We start from the raw sequence: 17,002 nt of genomic DNA, 5'->3' as shown, positions 1-17,002 counted from the left end.
ATAAATAGGCGGACCCATATCGATTTAAAAGCGCTATGGCTGCATGGCAGCAATGCAAATTGTGCAATGCAGCATTAACGGGCGTTCACGGACCTGACACAAAGAAACCCGAATCGGAAAATGCCGCCGCGTCAACGATTTGACCGGATCGGCTGAAAAAAGACCAAACGTGGGGGAGACACAGCATGGCGGGGTATTCGTCGCGAGTCAGGGCGGATATCGCGCGTTGGCTGCAGGCCGGGCTGATTGACGCCGCCACAGCCGATTCGCTTTCGCGCAATGTCGAGGCCAACGCGCGCGAGTCGCTCAGCTTCGGCTCTATCCTGGCAATGATGGCCGCTTTGCTTTTCGGCGCCGCCATCCTGATTTTCGTCGCCGCCAACTGGGACGCCATCCCGCGGCTGGCACGCGTGGTGGCACTGTTTGCCGTCATCCTCGGCGGCTATGTCGGCGGCGCGGTGCTGAAGACCCGCGACCATGCGGCGCTCGGCGAAGCGCTGTGGATCGTGGCGGCCGCGGCTTTCGGCGGCTCGATCGCGCTGATCGGCCAGATGTATCATCTCTCGGGCGACGAGGCGTCTGCTCTGGTCACCTGGGGCGCCGGCACGGCGCTGGCGGCGGTTGCGCTGCGTTCGAATCCGCTGACGGTCGCTTCGGTCGGCATCGCCGATGCCTGGCTGTTCCTCAAAGGCTTCGACTACTACAGCCGCAGCGAATTTCCGCATGCCTTCGTGATCATGGCGATCGTACTGTTTGCCGTCTCGTTCTGGACCCGCAGCCAGGCGGCGCGCCACCTGATCATCCTGTCGGTTCTGTTTTATCTTGTGCTGCTCGTCACCAACCACGACACGCTGCAGGTGGCTATCCCGCTGGTCGTCGTCTCGGCGCTGCTGTTCGCGGCCTCGGTCTTCGCGCCGGATCCGGTCGACCGGGTCGTGCAGCTCGGCGGCCGCTTGCCCTTGCACGCACTGCTCGGCTTCCTCACCGGCCTGGCGATGATCCAGTTCGAACTCGCCGACGAGAGCACCTACAACAGCGGTTTTGCCCTCGCTTCGGTGATCGCGCTGGCCGGCATCGTCGGGGCAATCGTGCTGGCGGGACGGGAGAGCCGTGGGCTGCGCTGGCTTGCCTATGCCGGCTTCGCCTTCGAACTCGCCATCATCTATGTGGTGACCTTGCAATCGATGCTCGATACGGCCGGCTTCTTCCTGGCCGCCGCAGTGCTGCTCGGCATCCTTGCGATCGTCATCATCCGCGTGGAAAAGCGTATGAAAGGTCCAGATACCAAAGGAGCCACGGCATGATCACCGGGAAAAGGCTTGTCATCTCGGCACTGGTGCTGGCGCTCGTTCAAATCGGCTTCCTGAGCTGGATCATCGCCGGCCGGGCGGCGATCCTGCGCAACGGCAAGGAAGTGCTGCTGAAGATCGAACCCGTCGATCCGCGCGACCTCCTGCGCGGCGACTATATTATCCTCGGCTACGAGATATCGCGCGTACCGGTGAAAATGATCGCCAACATTCCGCCCGACAAATTTTCAAGCGACGATACGTCGATTGTCGTGCGCTTGAAGAAGGGCTCCGACGGCTATTGGCAGCCGACGACAGCCTGGTTTGGCAAGGCGCCGACGCCGGCCGCTGCCGACGAGGCCGATATTTTAGGCCACATCGCCGAGGGCTGGGATCTTCGCGGCGAAGGGATGACCATCGCGCCGGACTATGGCATCGAACGCTTCTATCTGCCGGAAGGCGAGGGGATGGCGATCCAGAACGACATGCGGGTGCGGCCATTCGGCATCCGTCTTGCGCTCGCCGGCGACGGCACCGCGCAGATCAAGGCGCTGGTGGATGGCGACAAGACGCTGTTCGAGGAACCACTCTACTAAGTCCCTTATTTGCAGTGGTGTGAAACATGCCAGTTAGCCTGTCGACGCGTGAGGACATCAACCTCGACGCTGTTTTCCGCGTCGCCTGGAAGAAGGACACGGTGGAGATCGGCGAGAAGGCCTTGCAGCGCATCGCCGAATGCCGCGCCTCGTTTCTCAGGCTGATTGAATCCGATCCGCCACCGGTCATCTATGGCGTCACCACCGCCATGGGAGAGCTGGCGAGCCGCAAGCTCGAACTCGACGAGCGGGATCGCCATGCGCGCATCAAGGCGTTTGCCGCCGCCACCTCGTTCGGCGATCCCTTGCCGGATCGCGTGGTCAGGGCAATCGTGCTTGCCCGCCTGACGAACTTCATCGAGGGCAACGCCGCCACCTCGCCACGCATCGCGCTTGCCGTGGCCGCAATGCTCAATGGTGGGCCGATGCCAACAGTGCCGGCCTCGGGCCAGGGCGGCGCCGGCGAAATCCTGGCGCTCTATCCGCTGTTTGCCGAGCTTTCGACGCGCTTCGATCTCGAGGTCAAGGAACGCGGCTCGCTGATCAACGGCTCGCCCTGCGCTGCAGCCCTCGTAGCGGACGCGGCGCTCGCGGCGCGCCGCCGGATCCGCATGGCGCAAAAAGTGTTCGCGCTGTCGATCGAGGCGTTTCGCGCCCCGCTCGAACACTATGACGCCGCCCTCGATACGCTCTGGGGTGATGAGCATGAGGCCGCGGCCCTGCAGGGTTTGCGGGAATTTCTGGTTGGCGCCGGCGATGGGCGACGCAATTATCAGGCGCCGGTCAGCTACCGCATCGTGCCGCGCGTCCTCGGCCAGGCGCATCGTGCGCTGTCGTCGGCCGAGCGGGCAGCCAATGTGTCGCTGGCCTCTATATCGGACAATCCGGTCTATATCCCGCCCGACGATGCACATCCGCTCGGCCGCTGCATCTCGACCGGCGGCTATCACAACGCCATGGCGACGCCGGCGCTGGATGATCTGGCGGCGATATGGGCCGACATCTGCCTGCTTTGTGATCGCCACGCCTCCAAGCTGCTCAACGGCAAGGTGTCGCTGCTGCCCGATCTTCTGATGACCGGACGACACTCGGCCGACAGCGATGGCCACGGCAATGTCGGCTACGTGCCGATGGCGATCACCGGCTATCTCGAGCAGGCCAAGCTGGCGGCGCAACGTACCTTCATTCCGGGCACGGAATCGGCCGGTGCGGGGCAGGACGACGTCGCCACGACGGCATTCTTCGCATGGACCAAGGGAGCGACCGCCGGCCGCTGCGTCGATGCCGCCATGGCGATGCTGGCGATGATCGCCTCGCAGGCGCTGCACGTCACCGAACGGACGCCGCCGCCGGCACTGCGCTCCTTCGTCGATCAAATCAGAGCTATCGTGCCGCCTGTCGGTGCCGATCGTGTGCTGGGGCCTGAGCTTGCCAGGCTGGCGGAATGGTTCACACAGAAAGTGTTCGAGGCGTAGAGATGCCAACAAGCCCTGGCTGGTGAAATTGGTGCGCCTGAACGGATGAAATTCGAACCGGTCCTCCTTGGCCAAGGCTTCGGAGGACGCTCCTTTGTCTAAGCGGTGTCGCGCCTTCAGGCGACCCGCTTCAGGTCTTTGTCTTTGTGCATGTCGCTCTCCCAAAACCGAGGTCACTTTGGGCGACATGCACTAACGAGCTTCAGGTGGCCCGCCACCCCAAGCTCGAAGAGCGAAGGCTGGTGCGGACGACGGGAATCGAACCCGTACGATCAGAGATCGAGGGATTTTAAGTCCCTTGCGTCTACCAATTCCGCCACGTCCGCAGGCCAGCCCTTTTCAGACGCCTGACACAGGCCGTCAAGTCGTGTTGTTGATCGTTCGCCGAACGTGCAAACAGACGGGGCGGCTTGATGATACTGGCGCGATCACGGAATTATCGGCGCGGCGGGTAGTGGTAGGATGCCTGTGTGGTGGATTTGATCTGCCAAGGCCGGCGCCTCTCAGGCCCAACCCATTCCCCCCGCCCACTGGGAGCGTCGGCCACCCTTCCATGAAAGAGCCCTTTGAGTGGTTGCCTGGTCCGGCAGCGTCGCGATTGTGGCCCTGCTCAGAACTTGTAGCTCAAATTGATGCCTACCGTGTTGAGCTTCACGTTCTGATCGCGATCGTTGAAGGGTTCCGCCACGTCGTAGTGCTCGGAGCCGAAATCATAGTAGCGATACTGTGCGCCGACGACGAACTTGTCGGTCAACGCGTAGTCGACGCCGGCACCCACGGTCCAGCCGACATTCGTGCGCGTGCTGGCGAACGCCGGACCCGCGACTTGCGATGTTTCGATGCCGGCAAAGGCGACGCCGCCAATGCCGTAGACCAGCAGGCGATCCATGGCGTAGCCGGCCTTGGCGTTGACCGACCCGAACCACTTGATGTCGGTGCCGAATGTGCTTCCCAGCGCCGATACCATCGTGCCGCCGACCGAGGAATAGTTGAGGTCCGCCTCGGCGCCGAGCACCGCCTGGTTGAACTGCCACAGGCCTGCGACATGGCCGCCGACAAAACCGCCGTCAATGTCGGGCGCGATGGAAAACGGCGCGCCTTCTGTCACCGATATATCGGATTGGCCCCAGCCATAGCCGGCCTGCAGACCAGCGTAGTAGCCCGTCCAGTCGAAGCCGGGCGCGGTCATAGGCACGTCGACCGCTGGGTCGGCTGCAAAAGCCGGCACGGCCAGAACGGCAAGAAAACCGGCACTTGCGACTATCAGTCGACGCATCGAACTCCCCAAATGACGATTCAGAAAGGTCCTCGCCAGAAGGATAACCGCATTCGCCGCAATCGCAATCCCCCTGTCGCCGCACAGAATCCTCTATTTGGCGTCGATGAAGTCCAGCACAGCCTGGTTATATTCGTCCGGCGCTTGCAGCATGGCGAAATGACTGGCGTTGGGCAGGATAATCAGCTTCGCGCCCGGGATGACGGAGGCGATATATTCGGTGTGTTCGCGCTTGATCGCTTCGTCATGGTCGCCGGCAACGATCGCCGTCGGCGTGGTTATCTCAGCGAGCTGCTCCTTGGTCCACGCCGGCTCGGTCTCCCACATATGGCTCATCTGCGCCACGAAGGCGTCATACTGGTCCGGTGTTTTCGACATCTTCTTGTATTCGCGGCCGGAGCGGTCGATGTAGGCGGCAAAGGTCTTGTTGGTCATCACGCCCGGATCGACGCCGTCGGTGGTTACGTTGGCGGCTTGCGCAAAGAGCCTTGTCAGCCGCTCCGGATGATGCAGTGCGATGTCGATACCGATAATTCCGCCATCGCTCCAGCCGACGAGCGCGGTCTTGTCGATCTTCAGGTGATCGAGCAGCGCCAGATAGTCCGACGCCATCAAGTCATAGCCATAGGGCTGCTCGGTGCGGGTGGAGCGGCCGTGACCACGGCTGTCGGCGACGATCACCTTGTGCGTCTTGGAAAACGTGGCCACCTGGCTGGCCCAGATGTCGGCGTGGCCGAGGCCACCATGGATGAGCAGCACGGGGTCACCCGCTCCGAAAACGGCGTAGTACATATGGATGCCGTTCACCGGCGCATATCCGCTCTGATCGGGTTTGGGCATGGCTGCAGGCTCCGGCAAGGTCTGCCAACGTTCCTCGGCGGCGGCAAAAGCGCTCGAGGCGGCGAACAAGATGACGATGGCGAACACTTTGCAAAAACGGGTCATGTTTTCCCCTTACGGCTCGGTCCGTAGCCAGAATCGCGCTTTGGCCAGCTTAGTCAACAAGCTCAGTCTGCCGCGGTGTGTTGGCCCGACGGCTCTGGCGGCGCCCGCCGACATTTGCGAGACTGGCGACAACCGAAGGAATCGCCAATGACGAAAGCAACGCCCGCAAAACCCAGACCGTGGACCGAGATGGCGACACATCTGGTCGATGTCGCCATGGGGCGCAAACCCGCTGACCTGGTCGTCCGCAACGGCCGTTGGGTGAACGTCCATTCGGGCGAGATCATCGCCGGCACCGACATCGCCATCGCCGGCGGTCGTTTCGCTTATTGCGGGCCGAACGCCAGCCATGCCATCGGCCAGGGCACCAAGGTGGTCGACGCCGGCGGGCGCTATCTGGTGCCCGGCCTCTGCGACGCGCATATGCATGTCGAGAGCGGCATGGTGACGGTGACCGAGTTCTGCCGGGCCGTTATTCCGCACGGCACCACCTCTATGTTCATCGACCCGCACGAGATCGCCAATGTGCTTGGCCTGCCCGGCGTGCGGCTGATGCATGACGAGGCCGTCGCGATGCCCATCAACGTGCATGTGCAGATGCCGTCCTGCGTGCCCTCGGCGCCCGGGCTGGAACATGCAGGCGCCGAGTTGACGGTCGCCGATGTCGCGGAGGCAATGAGCTGGGAAAACATCATCGGTCTTGGCGAAGTGATGAATTTCCCCGGCGTCGCCGCCAACGATCCTGTCATGTCGGGCGAGATCGCCGCAACGGTGAAAGCGGGGAAAACGGTCGGCGGCCACTACGCCTCGCGCGATCTCGGCCTTCCGTTCCATGGCTATGCCGCCGGCGGTCCCGAGGACGATCATGAGGGCACACGCGCCGAGGATGCCATCGCCCGTGTGCGCCAGGGCATGAAGGCGATGCTGCGGCTCGGCTCGGCCTGGTACGACGTCGCCTCGCAGATCAAGGCGGTGACGGAGAGCGGCATCGACCCGCGCAATTTCATCCTGTGCACCGACGACAGCCATTCCGGCACGCTGGTCCAGGAAGGCCATATGGACCGCGTGGTGCGCCACGCCATCCAACAGGGGTTGAAGCCGGTGACGGCGATCCAGATGGCGACGCTCAACACCGCCCAGCATTTCAGACTGGAGCGCGAGATCGGCTCGATCGCGCCGGGCCGGCTGGCCGACCTGCTGATCGTATCGGATCTCGCCGCAATGACCATCGACGAGGTCTATGCACGCGGCGTCAGGCTGGCCAAGGGCGGCAAGCTCGAAATCGATATTCCGGCCTATGATTACCCGAAGACGGCGAAGAACACCGTCAAGCTCGGCAAGAAGCTGAAGGGCGGCGACTTCGATATCGTTGCTCCCAAAGGCGCCAACGAGGTGCGGGTGCGCGTCATCGGCGTCATCGAGAACCAGGCGCCGACGCGCGCGCTGGAGGCCGATCTGCCGGTCGAGGACGGGCTGGTCGCCATGGACCGCCGCAACGACATCTGCCAGATCGCGCTGGTCGAGCGCCACCGGGGCACGGGCGGCGTCACCAACGCCTTCGTTTCCGGCTTCGGCTATATGGGCGACTGCGCCATGGCGTCCAGCGTCGCGCATGACGCCCATCACATCATCTGCGTCGGCACCAACAAGCAGGACATGGCGCTGGCCGTCAATCGCCTGGGTGCGATCGGCGGCGGCGTCGTGCTGTTCTCCAAGGGCAAGGAACTGGCGCTGGTCGAAATGCCGATCGCCGGGCTGATGTCGGACGAGCGGGCGGAAATCGTCGCGGCCAAGGCCGAGAAGCTCACCGAGGCGATGCGCAAGATGGGCTGTTCGCTGAACAACGCCTACATGCAGCACTCGCTGCTGGCGCTGGTCGTCATTCCCGAACTCAGGATTTCCGATGTCGGCCTGATCGACGTGACGACGTTCCAGAAGGTTGATCTTTTCGTTTGAGATCAGCCGTCTGCGCTCAGCCGGTTCACCCGCCGGTGGCGATGGTCAGCACCTTGAACGGCGTGGTGATGACGATCTCGGCGACCGAGCCGACGGCCTTTCCGAGGCCCTGGCCGAGATTGTTGAGCTGAGTCGGGACGGGCTCGTCCGAGGCAAGGCCGGCAGGCGCCCGCAGCCGGTCGCCCAGCAGTTGCACCAGCATCGGGTTGTCGGCGAATTTGGCGTGGTTGAGGCGGTCACCGCCCTTGGCCTGGGAAAGATCGACCACCGACACGCCATAGCTGGCGAGGTCCGCCGCATCGCCATAATCGCCGACGCGCGGCTTGTCGCCCGAGATCAGGGAGGACAGCTTGAGAGCCCGGTCATCCGCCGAGAGCAGGATGGCGAATGGCTTGTCGGGTTTGCCGTAGCGGATCATCTGCTTCTTGAAGACGTCGACATCGATGTCGGGCGAGGCCAGGATGACGTAGCCGAGTTTGTCGTCGAGATCGCGATCGCCGGTGATGGCAAGCTGGCGCAGAGCCTCCATGGTCACCCAGGTCCCCATCGAGTGGGCGATGATGTCGATGCTCTTGACCTTGGTCTTGGCCAGCATCCTGAGCGTCGCCTCCAGGTCGTCGCGCGCTGCGTTGGCGCTTTCCTTGTCGTAGATGTAACCCGTGGTCTTGCCGCTCGAAGCCCACGAGAACAGCACCGGCGTGCCGGGATATTTCGTGTCGTGGGCGATCTGCGTCAGCCGGTAGATGCCGTCGTCGAAACCGTTGTTGAAGCCGTGCACGAAAACCAGCGCACGGTCGCCGCGCATGGAAATGTCGGCGCCGACCGCCTTGGCGAATTGCGGCGCGCCTTCATAGAAGGTGACGTCCTTGGCGGTGAAATCCTTGGCCGGATTGCTGTTCGCGGATCCCTTGGCCCGCTCGATGGCGCCGACCTGATGGTTTTTCGGGACGGTGACGTCGACACGGGCAAAGCTGGTGGTCAGCGAGCGATCGCCGTCGAACACCTGTCGCGGGTCTTTTGTTGCCCTCTGGCGTGTCGTGGCGACGAAGATCTCATGCGTGGCCGCGATGTCGGAAGCGGGCACCGTGACCGTCGTCCTGTTGAGCAGGTCGTGCGTTTTCCCGCCGGCGCAGCCGGTGACAGCGAGCGTCAATGCAACGACGAGATAACTCTTCGAACGCATGGTCATACGCCGGCTCCCGCAAAGGGGGACGTCAAACGCATGACGTCGCTGGCTATTCCGATAAGGCCGGAGACCGGCGCGGTCCAGTTCAAAGTGAATCGATACATCCGCAGTGGTGAACAGGCACGGCGAAAACCGCGGGACCGCATCTATTGTCCAAGCAGGCCGATACGATCGGTCACGTCACGGTCGCTGGCAAAGCCGTCATCCTCGCGTAGCCGCTGTCCGATCATCTTCACCAGCGTCGGATTGTCGGCGAACTTCGTATGGTTGAAGCTGTCCGATCCCTTGACCTTGGACAGGTCGACGACCGTCACGCCATAGGAGGCAAGATCGGCGGCATCCTTGTAGTCGCCGACGCGCGGCCGTGAACCGGCGATCAGGCCGGAGAGCCGCAGCGCGCGGTCGTCGTCCGACAACAGCAGGATGAATGGCTTGTCGGGCTTGCCATAGCGCCGCATCTGGCTCTTGAACACGTCGACATCGATGTCGGGCGAGGCCAGCACCACGTCGCCGAGCTTGCCGCCGAGGTCGCGGTCGCCGGTGATGGCCATCTGGCGCAGCGTTTCCATGGTGACCCAGGTTCCGAGCGAATGCGCGACGATGTCGATGCGCCGCGCGCCGGACTGCTCCAGCATCCTGAGCGTCACCTCCAACTGGTCGCGGGCAGCGCTGGCGCTTTCCTTGTCATAGACGTAGTCGGTGGTCCTGGCGCCCGATGCCCAGGAAAACAGCACTGGTGTGCCGGGATAGCCGGAATCATGGACGATCTGGGTCAGGCGATAGACGGCGGCATCGAAGCCGGTGTTGTAGCCATGCACGAAGACCATGACGCGGCCGCCACGCGCCGCGATGTCGGCGTTGAGCGCGCTGGAGAATTTCGGCTGCGTGTCGTAGCCGACGACCTCGGAAGCCATGAAATATTTGGCCGGGTCGTCCGACTTGCCGCGCGAGCGGCGCTCGATCTGGCCGGTCTTGTGAAGCCCCGGAACGGTGACGTTGACGCGGGCATAGTTCAGCGTCGCCGAGCGTTCGCCGTCGAAAACCTTGTTGGGATCGTCGGATCTCTTGCGCGTCGTGGCGATGAAGATCGAGTGGTTGCCGGCAATCTCCGTCACCGGCGCGGACACCATGGCGCTGCCCAGCAATTCCTGTGTTTGCTGGCCGGCGCAGCCGGCGACGAACAAGGCCAGGACAACGGTAAAAATCTTCTTCAAAGGCACGCCTGAATTTCCAACTCCGGCCGAAAGGCCTGTCTATCCTCACGATACCTCCCGGACAGGCAGAGTGCGGCAGAACTAAGTCATGTCCAGTCGAAATGTGATCGGCGCCCCGCTGCGGGCATCGCAGTGTTGCGCGAAAGCCAAAATGGCGGAAAACGCCTGCGTGATCCGCGCAATAAGCGCCGTCGCCGCCGGCCTTCCAATTCCCGCAGAGATAGCGATTTCAAGCCGCCCGGTGCGAGGGGGCATTAGAATGCACCCGCAAGTAGCTGAAAGTATTCCGCAAAATTTCCGCCCGGAAGGACGCACATGATGGACGATGGCGCCGCGTAGCCGGATATGCAATACGCGGGCTCGCGCCGCACCTTGTCCGGGCGCTCAACAACCGACGTGCGCGACCCGATCAATGATAGAGGTCCGCGGACAGCGTGCAACGCAAGGCGGCTTTCCCAAGGGTGGTTTCCGATGAACAGTTTCTCTTCCCGTGTTGCTGCCGCTGCCGCCGCGATCCGCCAGATCTTCCCTGAAACGCCGCTGCAGGAAAACGATTATCTGTCGAAAAAGACCGGTGCGCGGGTGCTGTTGAAGCGCGAGGATCTGTCGCCGGTCCGCTCCTACAAGATCCGCGGCGCCTTCAATTTCTTCCGCAAGACACTGGCGGCCGGCAACGAGGCTGAACTGTTCGTCTGCGCGTCGGCCGGCAACCACGCGCAGGGTTTTGCTTTCGTCTGCCGCCATTTCGGCAGGCGAGGCGTTGTGTTCATGCCGGTGACGACGCCGCAGCAGAAGATCGACAAGACCAGGCTGTTCGGCGGCGATTTCATCGAGATCAGACTGGTCGGCGATTTCTTCGACGACTGCTATCGCGCTGCCTTGGAATTCACCGGCAGTTCCGGTGCCCATATGGTGCCACCCTTCGATCACAAGGACATCATCGAGGGCCAGGCAACCGTCGCCTACGAGATCGCAGACCAGATGCCGGGCGCCCGCATGCCCGATATCGTCATGCTGCCGGTCGGCGGTGGCGGACTTGCCGCGGGCGTCACCCATTATTTCGCCGATCAGGGCAGGCAAGCACGGTTCGTCTTCTGCGAACCGGCCGGCGCGCTGAGCCTGCGCGAGAGCCTCGCGGCGGGAAAACGGCTCAAACTCGCCAAGGTCGACAATTTCGTCGATGGCGCCGCGGTGGCCGAGATCGGCCGCGAGCCGTTGCGTCATCTCAAGGATTTTCCAGCTGACACGGTGCGACTGATCCCGGAAAACCGGCTCTGCGCCACCATGATCGAGATGCTCAATGTCGAAGGCGTCGTGCTGGAGCCGGCCGGCGCGCTGGCGATCGATGCGCTCAAGGATTTCTCCAAGAAGGAGATCAGGGGCAAGACCATCGTCGCCGTGGTTTCGGGCGGCAATTTCGATTTCGAGCGGCTGCCGGACGTCAAGGAACGGGCGCTGCGCTTCGAGGGCCTGAAGAAATACTTCATCATCCGTTTTCCGCAACGGCCCGGCGCGCTGCGCGACTTCCTCGAACTGCTCGGGCCCGACGACGACATCGCCCGTTTCGAATATCTGAAGAAATCGGCGCGCAATTTCGGTTCGGTGCTGATCGGCATCGAAACCAGGGACCGCCGCAATTTCGATCTGCTCAAGGCGAAGTTCGAGGCCGAGGGCGTCCAGTATCAGGACATCACCGACAACGAGACACTGGCCGGGTTCATCATATGAGCGATCGGAGATCAAATGATTGAGCCGGGAAAAATCTTCGTCGCGCTGTTTTCCGGCATCAATGTCGGCGGCAATCGCATCGTCAAGATGGCGGAGCTGCGGTCGTTCTTCGAGGGGCTCGGCTTCTCCGATGTCGCCACCTATGTGCAGAGCGGCAATGCCGTGTTCCGGGCGAAAGAGGGCGAAGCGGTCACGTTGACGAAACAGATCGAAGCAGCCTTCGAGAAGAAATGGGGTTTTTATTCGCGCATCATGGTGCGTGATCTCTCGTGGTTCGAGCGGCTGGTGAGCGAAAATCCCTATCCGGAAATTGCCGCGGACCACACGAAGCTGCACGCCTATGTGCTGGAGCGCGAGCCGACAGCGGACGAGGTGGCGCGGCTGACCGAAAAGTGTACCGGCCCCGAACGCTTCGAGATCAAGGGCGATGTGCTCTACCTCAGCGCACCGGACGGGCTGGGCAAATCGGTGTTTGCCGGGCTGATCCCGCGCACGCTGAAAGTGCCGGGAACCGCGCGCAATTGGCGCTCCGTGCAGGCGTTGCTGGAGATGGCCGCACACGCCGGTGAGAAGTAGGTCACTGCCTAGGCGGAGGTGGGTTTCCAGTCGAAGGTCAGCTCTTCGCGGAAAGCAAAGCGCTTGATGTGATCGGCGACAATGCTTTCCAGGCGCTCGATCGATCCTGCTTCGTCAGTCGACACCGTGATATGCAGCGTTGCCGCATCGGCATCCATGACGGTACGGCCCATTGAGAGATCGATGGTGCCGTGGGTGGGATCGAACTCGACCGGGAATTTGTGCGCCCAGTGCTTGCACAGCTGCTGCAGGTAGCGGCTGGCATGTTCGGTGGCGACGTCGGCATGGCTGGTCGGCATGAATTCTCCTGGGCAAGCGCCTGTTGCGTGGCCGGGGCACCGGCCCAAGCCTGGCGCCTCAGCCAGAGAGATAGGCGCCGTCCCTGAAAAACCAAACAGTACCGGGCCGTCAGACTGCCATTGTCCGCTCAAGACAGCGTGATCGGCTACCAGCTTCCGGTGTTCGCCATCGAAGCCCATGGTTCGGCCTTGGCCTTGGCCGGTCCCTTCTGCAGCAGCTCGAACGAGATGCCGTCCGGCGACTTGACGAAGGCCATGTTGCCGTCGCGCGGCGGCCGGTTGATGACGACGCCGTTGTCCATCAGATGCTGGCAGGTGGCGTAGATGTCGTCGACCTCATAGGCGAGGTGGCCGAAATTGCGCCCGCCCTTGTAGTCTTCCGGATCCCAATTGTAGGTCAGTTCGATTAGCGGCGCCTTGTCGGCGATGCCGCTTTGCTCGTCTTCCGATGCGGCGAGGAAGATCAGCGTGAAGCGGCCTTGCTCGTTTTCGTAGCGGCGCACTTCCTTGAGGCCGAGCTTGTTGCAGTAGAAGTCGAGCGAGGCATCGACGTCGGTGACGCGGATCATGGTGTGCAGATAGCGCATGTGATTTCCTTGATAAATTGCGTTGCGGCGCAACATAGGGTCGGCCCTGTCAAAGGGCAATCATGCGGCGGTGCGCAATGCCGGCAAAGAACAAATCCGGTATTGCCCAAATGAACCGTGAAAAAAGGCACGGCAGGTCTTGCACAGACCGGAAGCCGCAGTGTTAATCTGTTGGCAAGAATCAGTTGCGGTGTTCTTGAAAAGAGGGGGCATTCTTATGGGGGAAAAGGCCTCTTTCATGGGGCGGGACGGACCCCTTGGCGACGCCCCGCAGCGTGACGAAGGCGGCGACGCCGCCGACCTGCGAGAAATTGCCGGCGCCATCAAGTGGTTCGATGTGGCCAAGGGCTATGGTTTCATCCTCCCGGATGACGGCATTTCGGGCGACATCCTCCTCCATGTGACATGTCTTCGAAAGGACGGCTTTCAGACGGCCCTGGAGGGCGCGCGCGTGGTCTGCCTCGTCAAACATGGCGACCGCGGATTGCAGGCCTTCCGGGTGCTCTCCATGGACGTCACCACCGCGGTCCACCCGGCCGAGATGCAGGAGCAGCGCACCCATGTCGCGGTGACGCCGGAGAGCGGTCTCGAACGCGCCTTGGTGAAATGGTTCAACCGCACCAAGGGGTTTGGTTTTCTCACCCGCGGCGAGGGCACCGAGGACATCTTCGTCCATATGGAAACCTTGCGCCGTTACGGTATCACCGAGCTTCGGCCCGGACAGGTCGTGCTGGTTCGTTTCGGGCGCGGCGACAAAGGCCTTATGGCCGCCGAAATTCACCCCGATATGGGGACCTTGCCGGTGTCGCACTAGGGCGTTTCCGGCCGAGGATCTCGAATGGCTTACAGGAACTGGCTGACCGCGGGCGCGATGTGCGCGATTGCCTTCATCGCCGCCGCCGGTGGTTACTTCTATTCCGAAAAGCCGACCTCGGCGGACAGCCGGGCGATGATCCTTCCGGCCGATCCGGCGCCATTGGTCGTGGTGACGAAAGGCGGTGATCGCTCTTTTTCCATCGAAGTCGCCGACACCGCTGCGGAGCGCGCGGCCGGCTTGATGTACCGCCAGGACATGGCGGACAACCACGGCATGCTGTTCGTCTTCGAGGTCCAGCAGCAGGTTGGCTTCTGGATGCACAACACGCCAATGCCGCTTGATCTGATTTTCGTCGGCCAGGATGGCAAGATCCGGGCGGTCAAGCACGGCGAGCCGCAATCGGACGCCGTCATCTCGCCCGGCGTGCCGGTGCGCTTCGTGCTCGAGCTCAAGGCCGGCACTGCCGCCAGGAACGGCATCGAGTATGGCGACCTTTTGCGCCACCCGGCCGTGGGCACGGTATCCGGCCCCGGCATGCCACCAGCCGACAATGGCGATGCACCCAATGGCGGTGCCGGTTGAGCACACAGGCGGGATCGCAGATGCAGTTTTTCACCCATGACGGCTTCGAGCTTGCCTTCCTCGACCGCCAGCCGGCATCGGGCGAAGGCGATCCGGTGCTCATGATCCATGGCTTCGCTTCGAGCCATTATGTCAACTGGGTGTCGCCCGGCTGGTTCAAGACGCTGAACGATGCCGGTTACCGCGCCATCGCCTTCGACAATCGCGGCCACGGCTCGTCGTCGAAGAGCTATGAGGAGGCCGACTACACGCCGGTCAAGATGGCTTCCGATGCCGCTGCCTTGCTCGGCCATCTCGGCATCGGGCGCGCCCATGTCATGGGTTATTCGATGGGCGCCCGCATCGCGGCGTTCATGGCGCTGTCCGATCCGGACAAGGTGGCGACGCTGGTCTTCGGCGGTCTCGGCATCGGCATGGTCGACGGTGTCGGCGATTGGGATCCGATCGCCGCCGCCCTGCTTGCCGATGATCCGGCCGCCACCAGCCATCCGCGCGGCCGGTCGTTTCGCGCCTTCGCCGACCAGACCCGCAGCGATCGCCGTGCCTTGGCCGCTTGCATCGCCAAATCGCGCGAATTGCTGAGCGAGCAGGATATCGCGCGCATCGCCCAGCCGACGCTTGTCGCCGTCGGAACCACCGACGACATTGGCGGCTCGCCCGACGAGCTTGCAGCGTTGATGCCGAACGCCAGCGCCTTTCACATCGAGGGCCGGGATCATATGCTGGCCGTCGGGGACAAGACCTTCAAGCAGCGCGTGCTGGAGTTCTATGCCGAGAATCCGCTCTGAGCGGACGGCGAGGGACGCGGGACGTGACTGCCCTCAGCCTGTGGTGAGAGCCGCCAGCGACCGCGCCATGTTTTCCCGGGCCTGCCGTTCAAAGCGTTGCCGGAATTCCTCGGTGTGGAAAATGTGTGGGCGGGCGAGGAAATTCTTCAGCACCGCACTGCGTCCGGCTCGCCACATCGGCTCCTCCACCCAGTGATACTCGCGCCGCACGGCGCGCTCATAGGCGTCGAAGGCGTCCGGCGCGGCTCCCAGGATCGACAGGTCCATATCCAGAAAAAGACTTGCGTCCCGTGTGGCCGCCGCGTCGTCGAACGGCGGCACCTGGTGCGTGGCGGTGGCGACGATCATTGCCGAGATGCGGTCGAGACGTGAAGGATCCGCGCGGCCCGCCAGCTCTTTCTCGGCAAGGGCCGCACTTTGCGCCTCATTGTCCTTGGCCTTGCTGTCGTAGATGGCATCGTGGAACCAGATCGCCGCTTCGATCGCCTCGGGGTCGCCGAGCAACCTTCGATAGTCGCCAGCGACCGCCAGCATTGCCTTGATATGGGAAAGGTTGTGATAGTGGCGGCCTGGCGCCCGGTAGAGAGCCGAAAGCTCGCTTTTCAGCGCGTCGTCGATCAAGGGTTCGTTTTCCATGGCTGCTTGAATTCCCGCGAACCAAATCCATTTGACAAAGCACTAAGGAAAATTGAGTTCAATCGTGCTATGATCTGGCTTATATGTGCGGCCAGGCAACAGGCAAGCACAACAGGCAAGCCAGGCAGGACGCAGGACCAGACGGCGATGAACAGCATCAGCATTTCCCGACACAGCGCATTGAAGCCGGTCGATCCGATCTGGCGTTCGATCCGCGACGAGGCCATGGAGGCTGTCAACCGCGATCCGCTGCTCGCTGCATTCCTTTATTCGACCATCCTCAACCAGGACAGCCTGGAGGAGGCGGTCATTCATCGGCTGGCCGAGCGGCTGGCGCACCAGGACATCGGCTCCGATCTCATCCGCCAGACCTTCAAGTCCATGCTGGCCGACGACAAGGAGTGGCCGACGACGGTGCGTGTCGACATCCAGGCCTATTACGATCGCGATCCGGCTTGCGACCGCTTCATCATGCCTGTGCTCTATTTCAAGGGTTTCCACGCCATCCAGACCCATCGGCTGGCGCATTGGCTGTGGAACCAGGGGCGCAAGGATTTCGCGCTCTACCTGCAGAGCCGCTCGTCCTCTGTCTTCCAGACCGACATCAACCCGGCCGCCCGCATCGGCAAGGGCATCTTCATCGACCACGCCACCGGCCTCGTGGTCGGTGAGACGGCGGTCATCGAGGACGACGTGTCGATCCTGCATGGTGTGACATTGGGCGGTACCGGCAAAGCCGGCGGCGACCGTCACCCCAAGATCCGCTATGGCGTGCTGATTGGCGCCGGCGCCAAGATTCTCGGTAACATCGAAATCGGCCATTGCTCGAAGATCGCGGCCGGCTCGGTGGTGCTGTCGCCGGTGCCGCACAACAAGACGGTTGCCGGCGTGCCGGCCCGCGTCGTCGGCGAGACCGGCTGCGATCAGCCGTCGCGCCAGATGGACCAGCTTCTACCGTCGCAGACAATGGATCAGGTCGTCAGCTTCGACATCTGATTGTCATATGTCCGTTGCCTGCGGCCGTGGGCAGACATGGGCGATTGTTTCTCGCC

Annotated in this window: 17 protein-coding genes and 1 tRNA gene; 10 read left to right on the top strand and 8 right to left on the bottom strand. The window is 62.7% G+C overall.

The window, feature by feature from the left end; translation table 11 throughout:
• The first annotated feature begins 185 nt into the window (after nucleotides 1–185).
• The 3 genes from NKK51_RS08925 to NKK51_RS08915 are packed head-to-tail and all read left to right on the top strand — an operon-like array spanning nucleotide 186 to nucleotide 3,360.
• A complete protein-coding gene (locus NKK51_RS08925; RefSeq protein ID WP_352552350.1) occupies nucleotides 186–1,304 on the top strand; it encodes a DUF2157 domain-containing protein in 1,119 nt (372 codons plus the stop codon).
• Nucleotides 1,301–1,885 carry a GDYXXLXY domain-containing protein gene (locus NKK51_RS08920; protein ID WP_352552348.1) on the top strand — a complete coding sequence of 195 codons (585 nt, stop codon included), beginning with the start codon at nucleotides 1,301–1,303 and terminating at the stop codon, nucleotides 1,883–1,885. Before NKK51_RS08925 ends, NKK51_RS08920 begins: the two co-directional genes overlap by 4 nt.
• A 26-nt stretch (nucleotides 1,886–1,911) precedes the next feature.
• Nucleotides 1,912–3,360, top strand: coding sequence for an aromatic amino acid lyase (locus tag NKK51_RS08915; RefSeq protein WP_352552347.1), 1,449 nt, complete (start codon nucleotides 1,912–1,914; stop codon nucleotides 3,358–3,360).
• 240 nt (nucleotides 3,361–3,600) lie between these two features.
• Here the strand turns inward: NKK51_RS08915 and NKK51_RS08910 are convergent.
• The 3 genes from NKK51_RS08910 to NKK51_RS08900 all read right to left on the bottom strand — a co-directional run bounded on the left by NKK51_RS08910 (nucleotide 3,601) and on the right by NKK51_RS08900 (nucleotide 5,581).
• Nucleotides 3,601–3,686: transfer RNA gene (locus NKK51_RS08910), tRNA-Leu, on the bottom strand.
• A 284-nt stretch (nucleotides 3,687–3,970) separates the two neighbouring features.
• Nucleotides 3,971–4,636 (bottom strand): outer membrane protein, encoded by a 666-nt coding sequence (locus tag NKK51_RS08905; RefSeq protein WP_352552345.1) that lies wholly within the window; start codon nucleotides 4,634–4,636, stop codon nucleotides 3,971–3,973.
• 93 nt (nucleotides 4,637–4,729) lie between these two features.
• Complete coding sequence (locus NKK51_RS08900) at nucleotides 4,730–5,581, bottom strand: alpha/beta fold hydrolase (protein WP_352552344.1); 852 nt, start codon at nucleotides 5,579–5,581, stop codon at nucleotides 4,730–4,732.
• A 147-nt stretch (nucleotides 5,582–5,728) separates the two neighbouring features.
• On the opposite strand from NKK51_RS08900, the gene ade reads away from it, so the two are divergent.
• On the top strand, nucleotides 5,729–7,537 hold the full coding sequence (gene ade / locus NKK51_RS08895; protein ID WP_352552342.1) for an adenine deaminase: 1,809 nt from the start codon (nucleotides 5,729–5,731) through the stop codon (nucleotides 7,535–7,537).
• 25 nt (nucleotides 7,538–7,562) lie between these two features.
• On the opposite strand, the gene NKK51_RS08890 is transcribed toward ade, so the two are convergent.
• Together NKK51_RS08890 and NKK51_RS08885 are read right to left on the bottom strand one after the other, a co-directional pair.
• Nucleotides 7,563–8,726, bottom strand: a complete 1,164-nt coding sequence (locus NKK51_RS08890) for an alpha/beta hydrolase (protein ID WP_023812165.1) — start codon at nucleotides 8,724–8,726, stop codon at nucleotides 7,563–7,565.
• A 143-nt stretch (nucleotides 8,727–8,869) separates the two neighbouring features.
• The gene (locus NKK51_RS08885; RefSeq protein ID WP_352552340.1) at nucleotides 8,870–9,943 is read right to left on the bottom strand and encodes an alpha/beta hydrolase; all 1,074 of its coding nucleotides are present in this window, start codon (nucleotides 9,941–9,943) and stop codon (nucleotides 8,870–8,872) included.
• Nucleotides 9,944–10,408: 465 nt separating this feature from the next.
• On the opposite strand from NKK51_RS08885, the gene ilvA reads away from it, so the two are divergent.
• Complete coding sequence (gene ilvA, locus NKK51_RS08880; protein ID WP_352552338.1) at nucleotides 10,409–11,665, top strand: threonine ammonia-lyase IlvA; 1,257 nt, start codon at nucleotides 10,409–10,411, stop codon at nucleotides 11,663–11,665.
• A 15-nt stretch (nucleotides 11,666–11,680) separates the two neighbouring features.
• A complete protein-coding gene (locus tag NKK51_RS08875) occupies nucleotides 11,681–12,241 on the top strand; it encodes a DUF1697 domain-containing protein (RefSeq protein ID WP_023812161.1) in 561 nt (186 codons plus the stop codon).
• A gap of 8 nt (nucleotides 12,242–12,249) precedes the next feature.
• On the opposite strand, the gene NKK51_RS08870 is transcribed toward NKK51_RS08875, so the two are convergent.
• Nucleotides 12,250–12,540: a DUF2218 domain-containing protein gene (locus tag NKK51_RS08870; RefSeq protein ID WP_352552336.1), complete on the bottom strand. Its 291-nt coding sequence runs from the start codon at nucleotides 12,538–12,540 to the stop codon at nucleotides 12,250–12,252.
• A gap of 146 nt (nucleotides 12,541–12,686) precedes the next feature.
• Nucleotides 12,687–13,127 carry a VOC family protein gene (locus NKK51_RS08865; RefSeq protein ID WP_352552334.1) on the bottom strand — a complete coding sequence of 147 codons (441 nt, stop codon included), beginning with the start codon at nucleotides 13,125–13,127 and terminating at the stop codon, nucleotides 12,687–12,689.
• Nucleotides 13,128–13,365: 238 nt separating this feature from the next.
• On the opposite strand from NKK51_RS08865, the gene NKK51_RS08860 reads away from it, so the two are divergent.
• Genes NKK51_RS08860 through NKK51_RS08850 form a run of 3 tightly spaced genes read left to right on the top strand, consistent with a single transcriptional unit; the run spans nucleotide 13,366 to nucleotide 15,314 of the window.
• The gene (locus NKK51_RS08860; RefSeq protein ID WP_348625598.1) at nucleotides 13,366–13,941 is read left to right on the top strand and encodes a cold-shock protein; all 576 of its coding nucleotides are present in this window, start codon (nucleotides 13,366–13,368) and stop codon (nucleotides 13,939–13,941) included.
• A gap of 24 nt (nucleotides 13,942–13,965) precedes the next feature.
• Nucleotides 13,966–14,526 carry a DUF192 domain-containing protein gene (locus tag NKK51_RS08855; protein ID WP_352552333.1) on the top strand — a complete coding sequence of 187 codons (561 nt, stop codon included), beginning with the start codon at nucleotides 13,966–13,968 and terminating at the stop codon, nucleotides 14,524–14,526.
• 20 nt (nucleotides 14,527–14,546) lie between these two features.
• Complete coding sequence (locus tag NKK51_RS08850; protein ID WP_352439922.1) at nucleotides 14,547–15,314, top strand: alpha/beta fold hydrolase; 768 nt, start codon at nucleotides 14,547–14,549, stop codon at nucleotides 15,312–15,314.
• 33 nt (nucleotides 15,315–15,347) lie between these two features.
• Here NKK51_RS08850 and NKK51_RS08845 read toward each other — a convergent pair whose 3' ends face one another.
• Nucleotides 15,348–15,950 (bottom strand): HD domain-containing protein, encoded by a 603-nt coding sequence (locus NKK51_RS08845; RefSeq protein WP_352552331.1) that lies wholly within the window; start codon nucleotides 15,948–15,950, stop codon nucleotides 15,348–15,350.
• A gap of 147 nt (nucleotides 15,951–16,097) precedes the next feature.
• Between NKK51_RS08845 and cysE the strand changes: the two genes are divergently transcribed.
• Complete coding sequence (gene cysE, locus NKK51_RS08840; RefSeq protein WP_013531333.1) at nucleotides 16,098–16,946, top strand: serine O-acetyltransferase; 849 nt, start codon at nucleotides 16,098–16,100, stop codon at nucleotides 16,944–16,946.
• The last annotated feature ends 56 nt before the right edge of the window (nucleotides 16,947–17,002 follow it).

This window comes from Mesorhizobium sp. M0011 (genome assembly GCF_040324155.1).
Lineage (GTDB): Bacteria > Pseudomonadota > Alphaproteobacteria > Rhizobiales > Rhizobiaceae > Mesorhizobium.
This window is presented reverse-complemented; position numbering and strand designations above follow the sequence as displayed.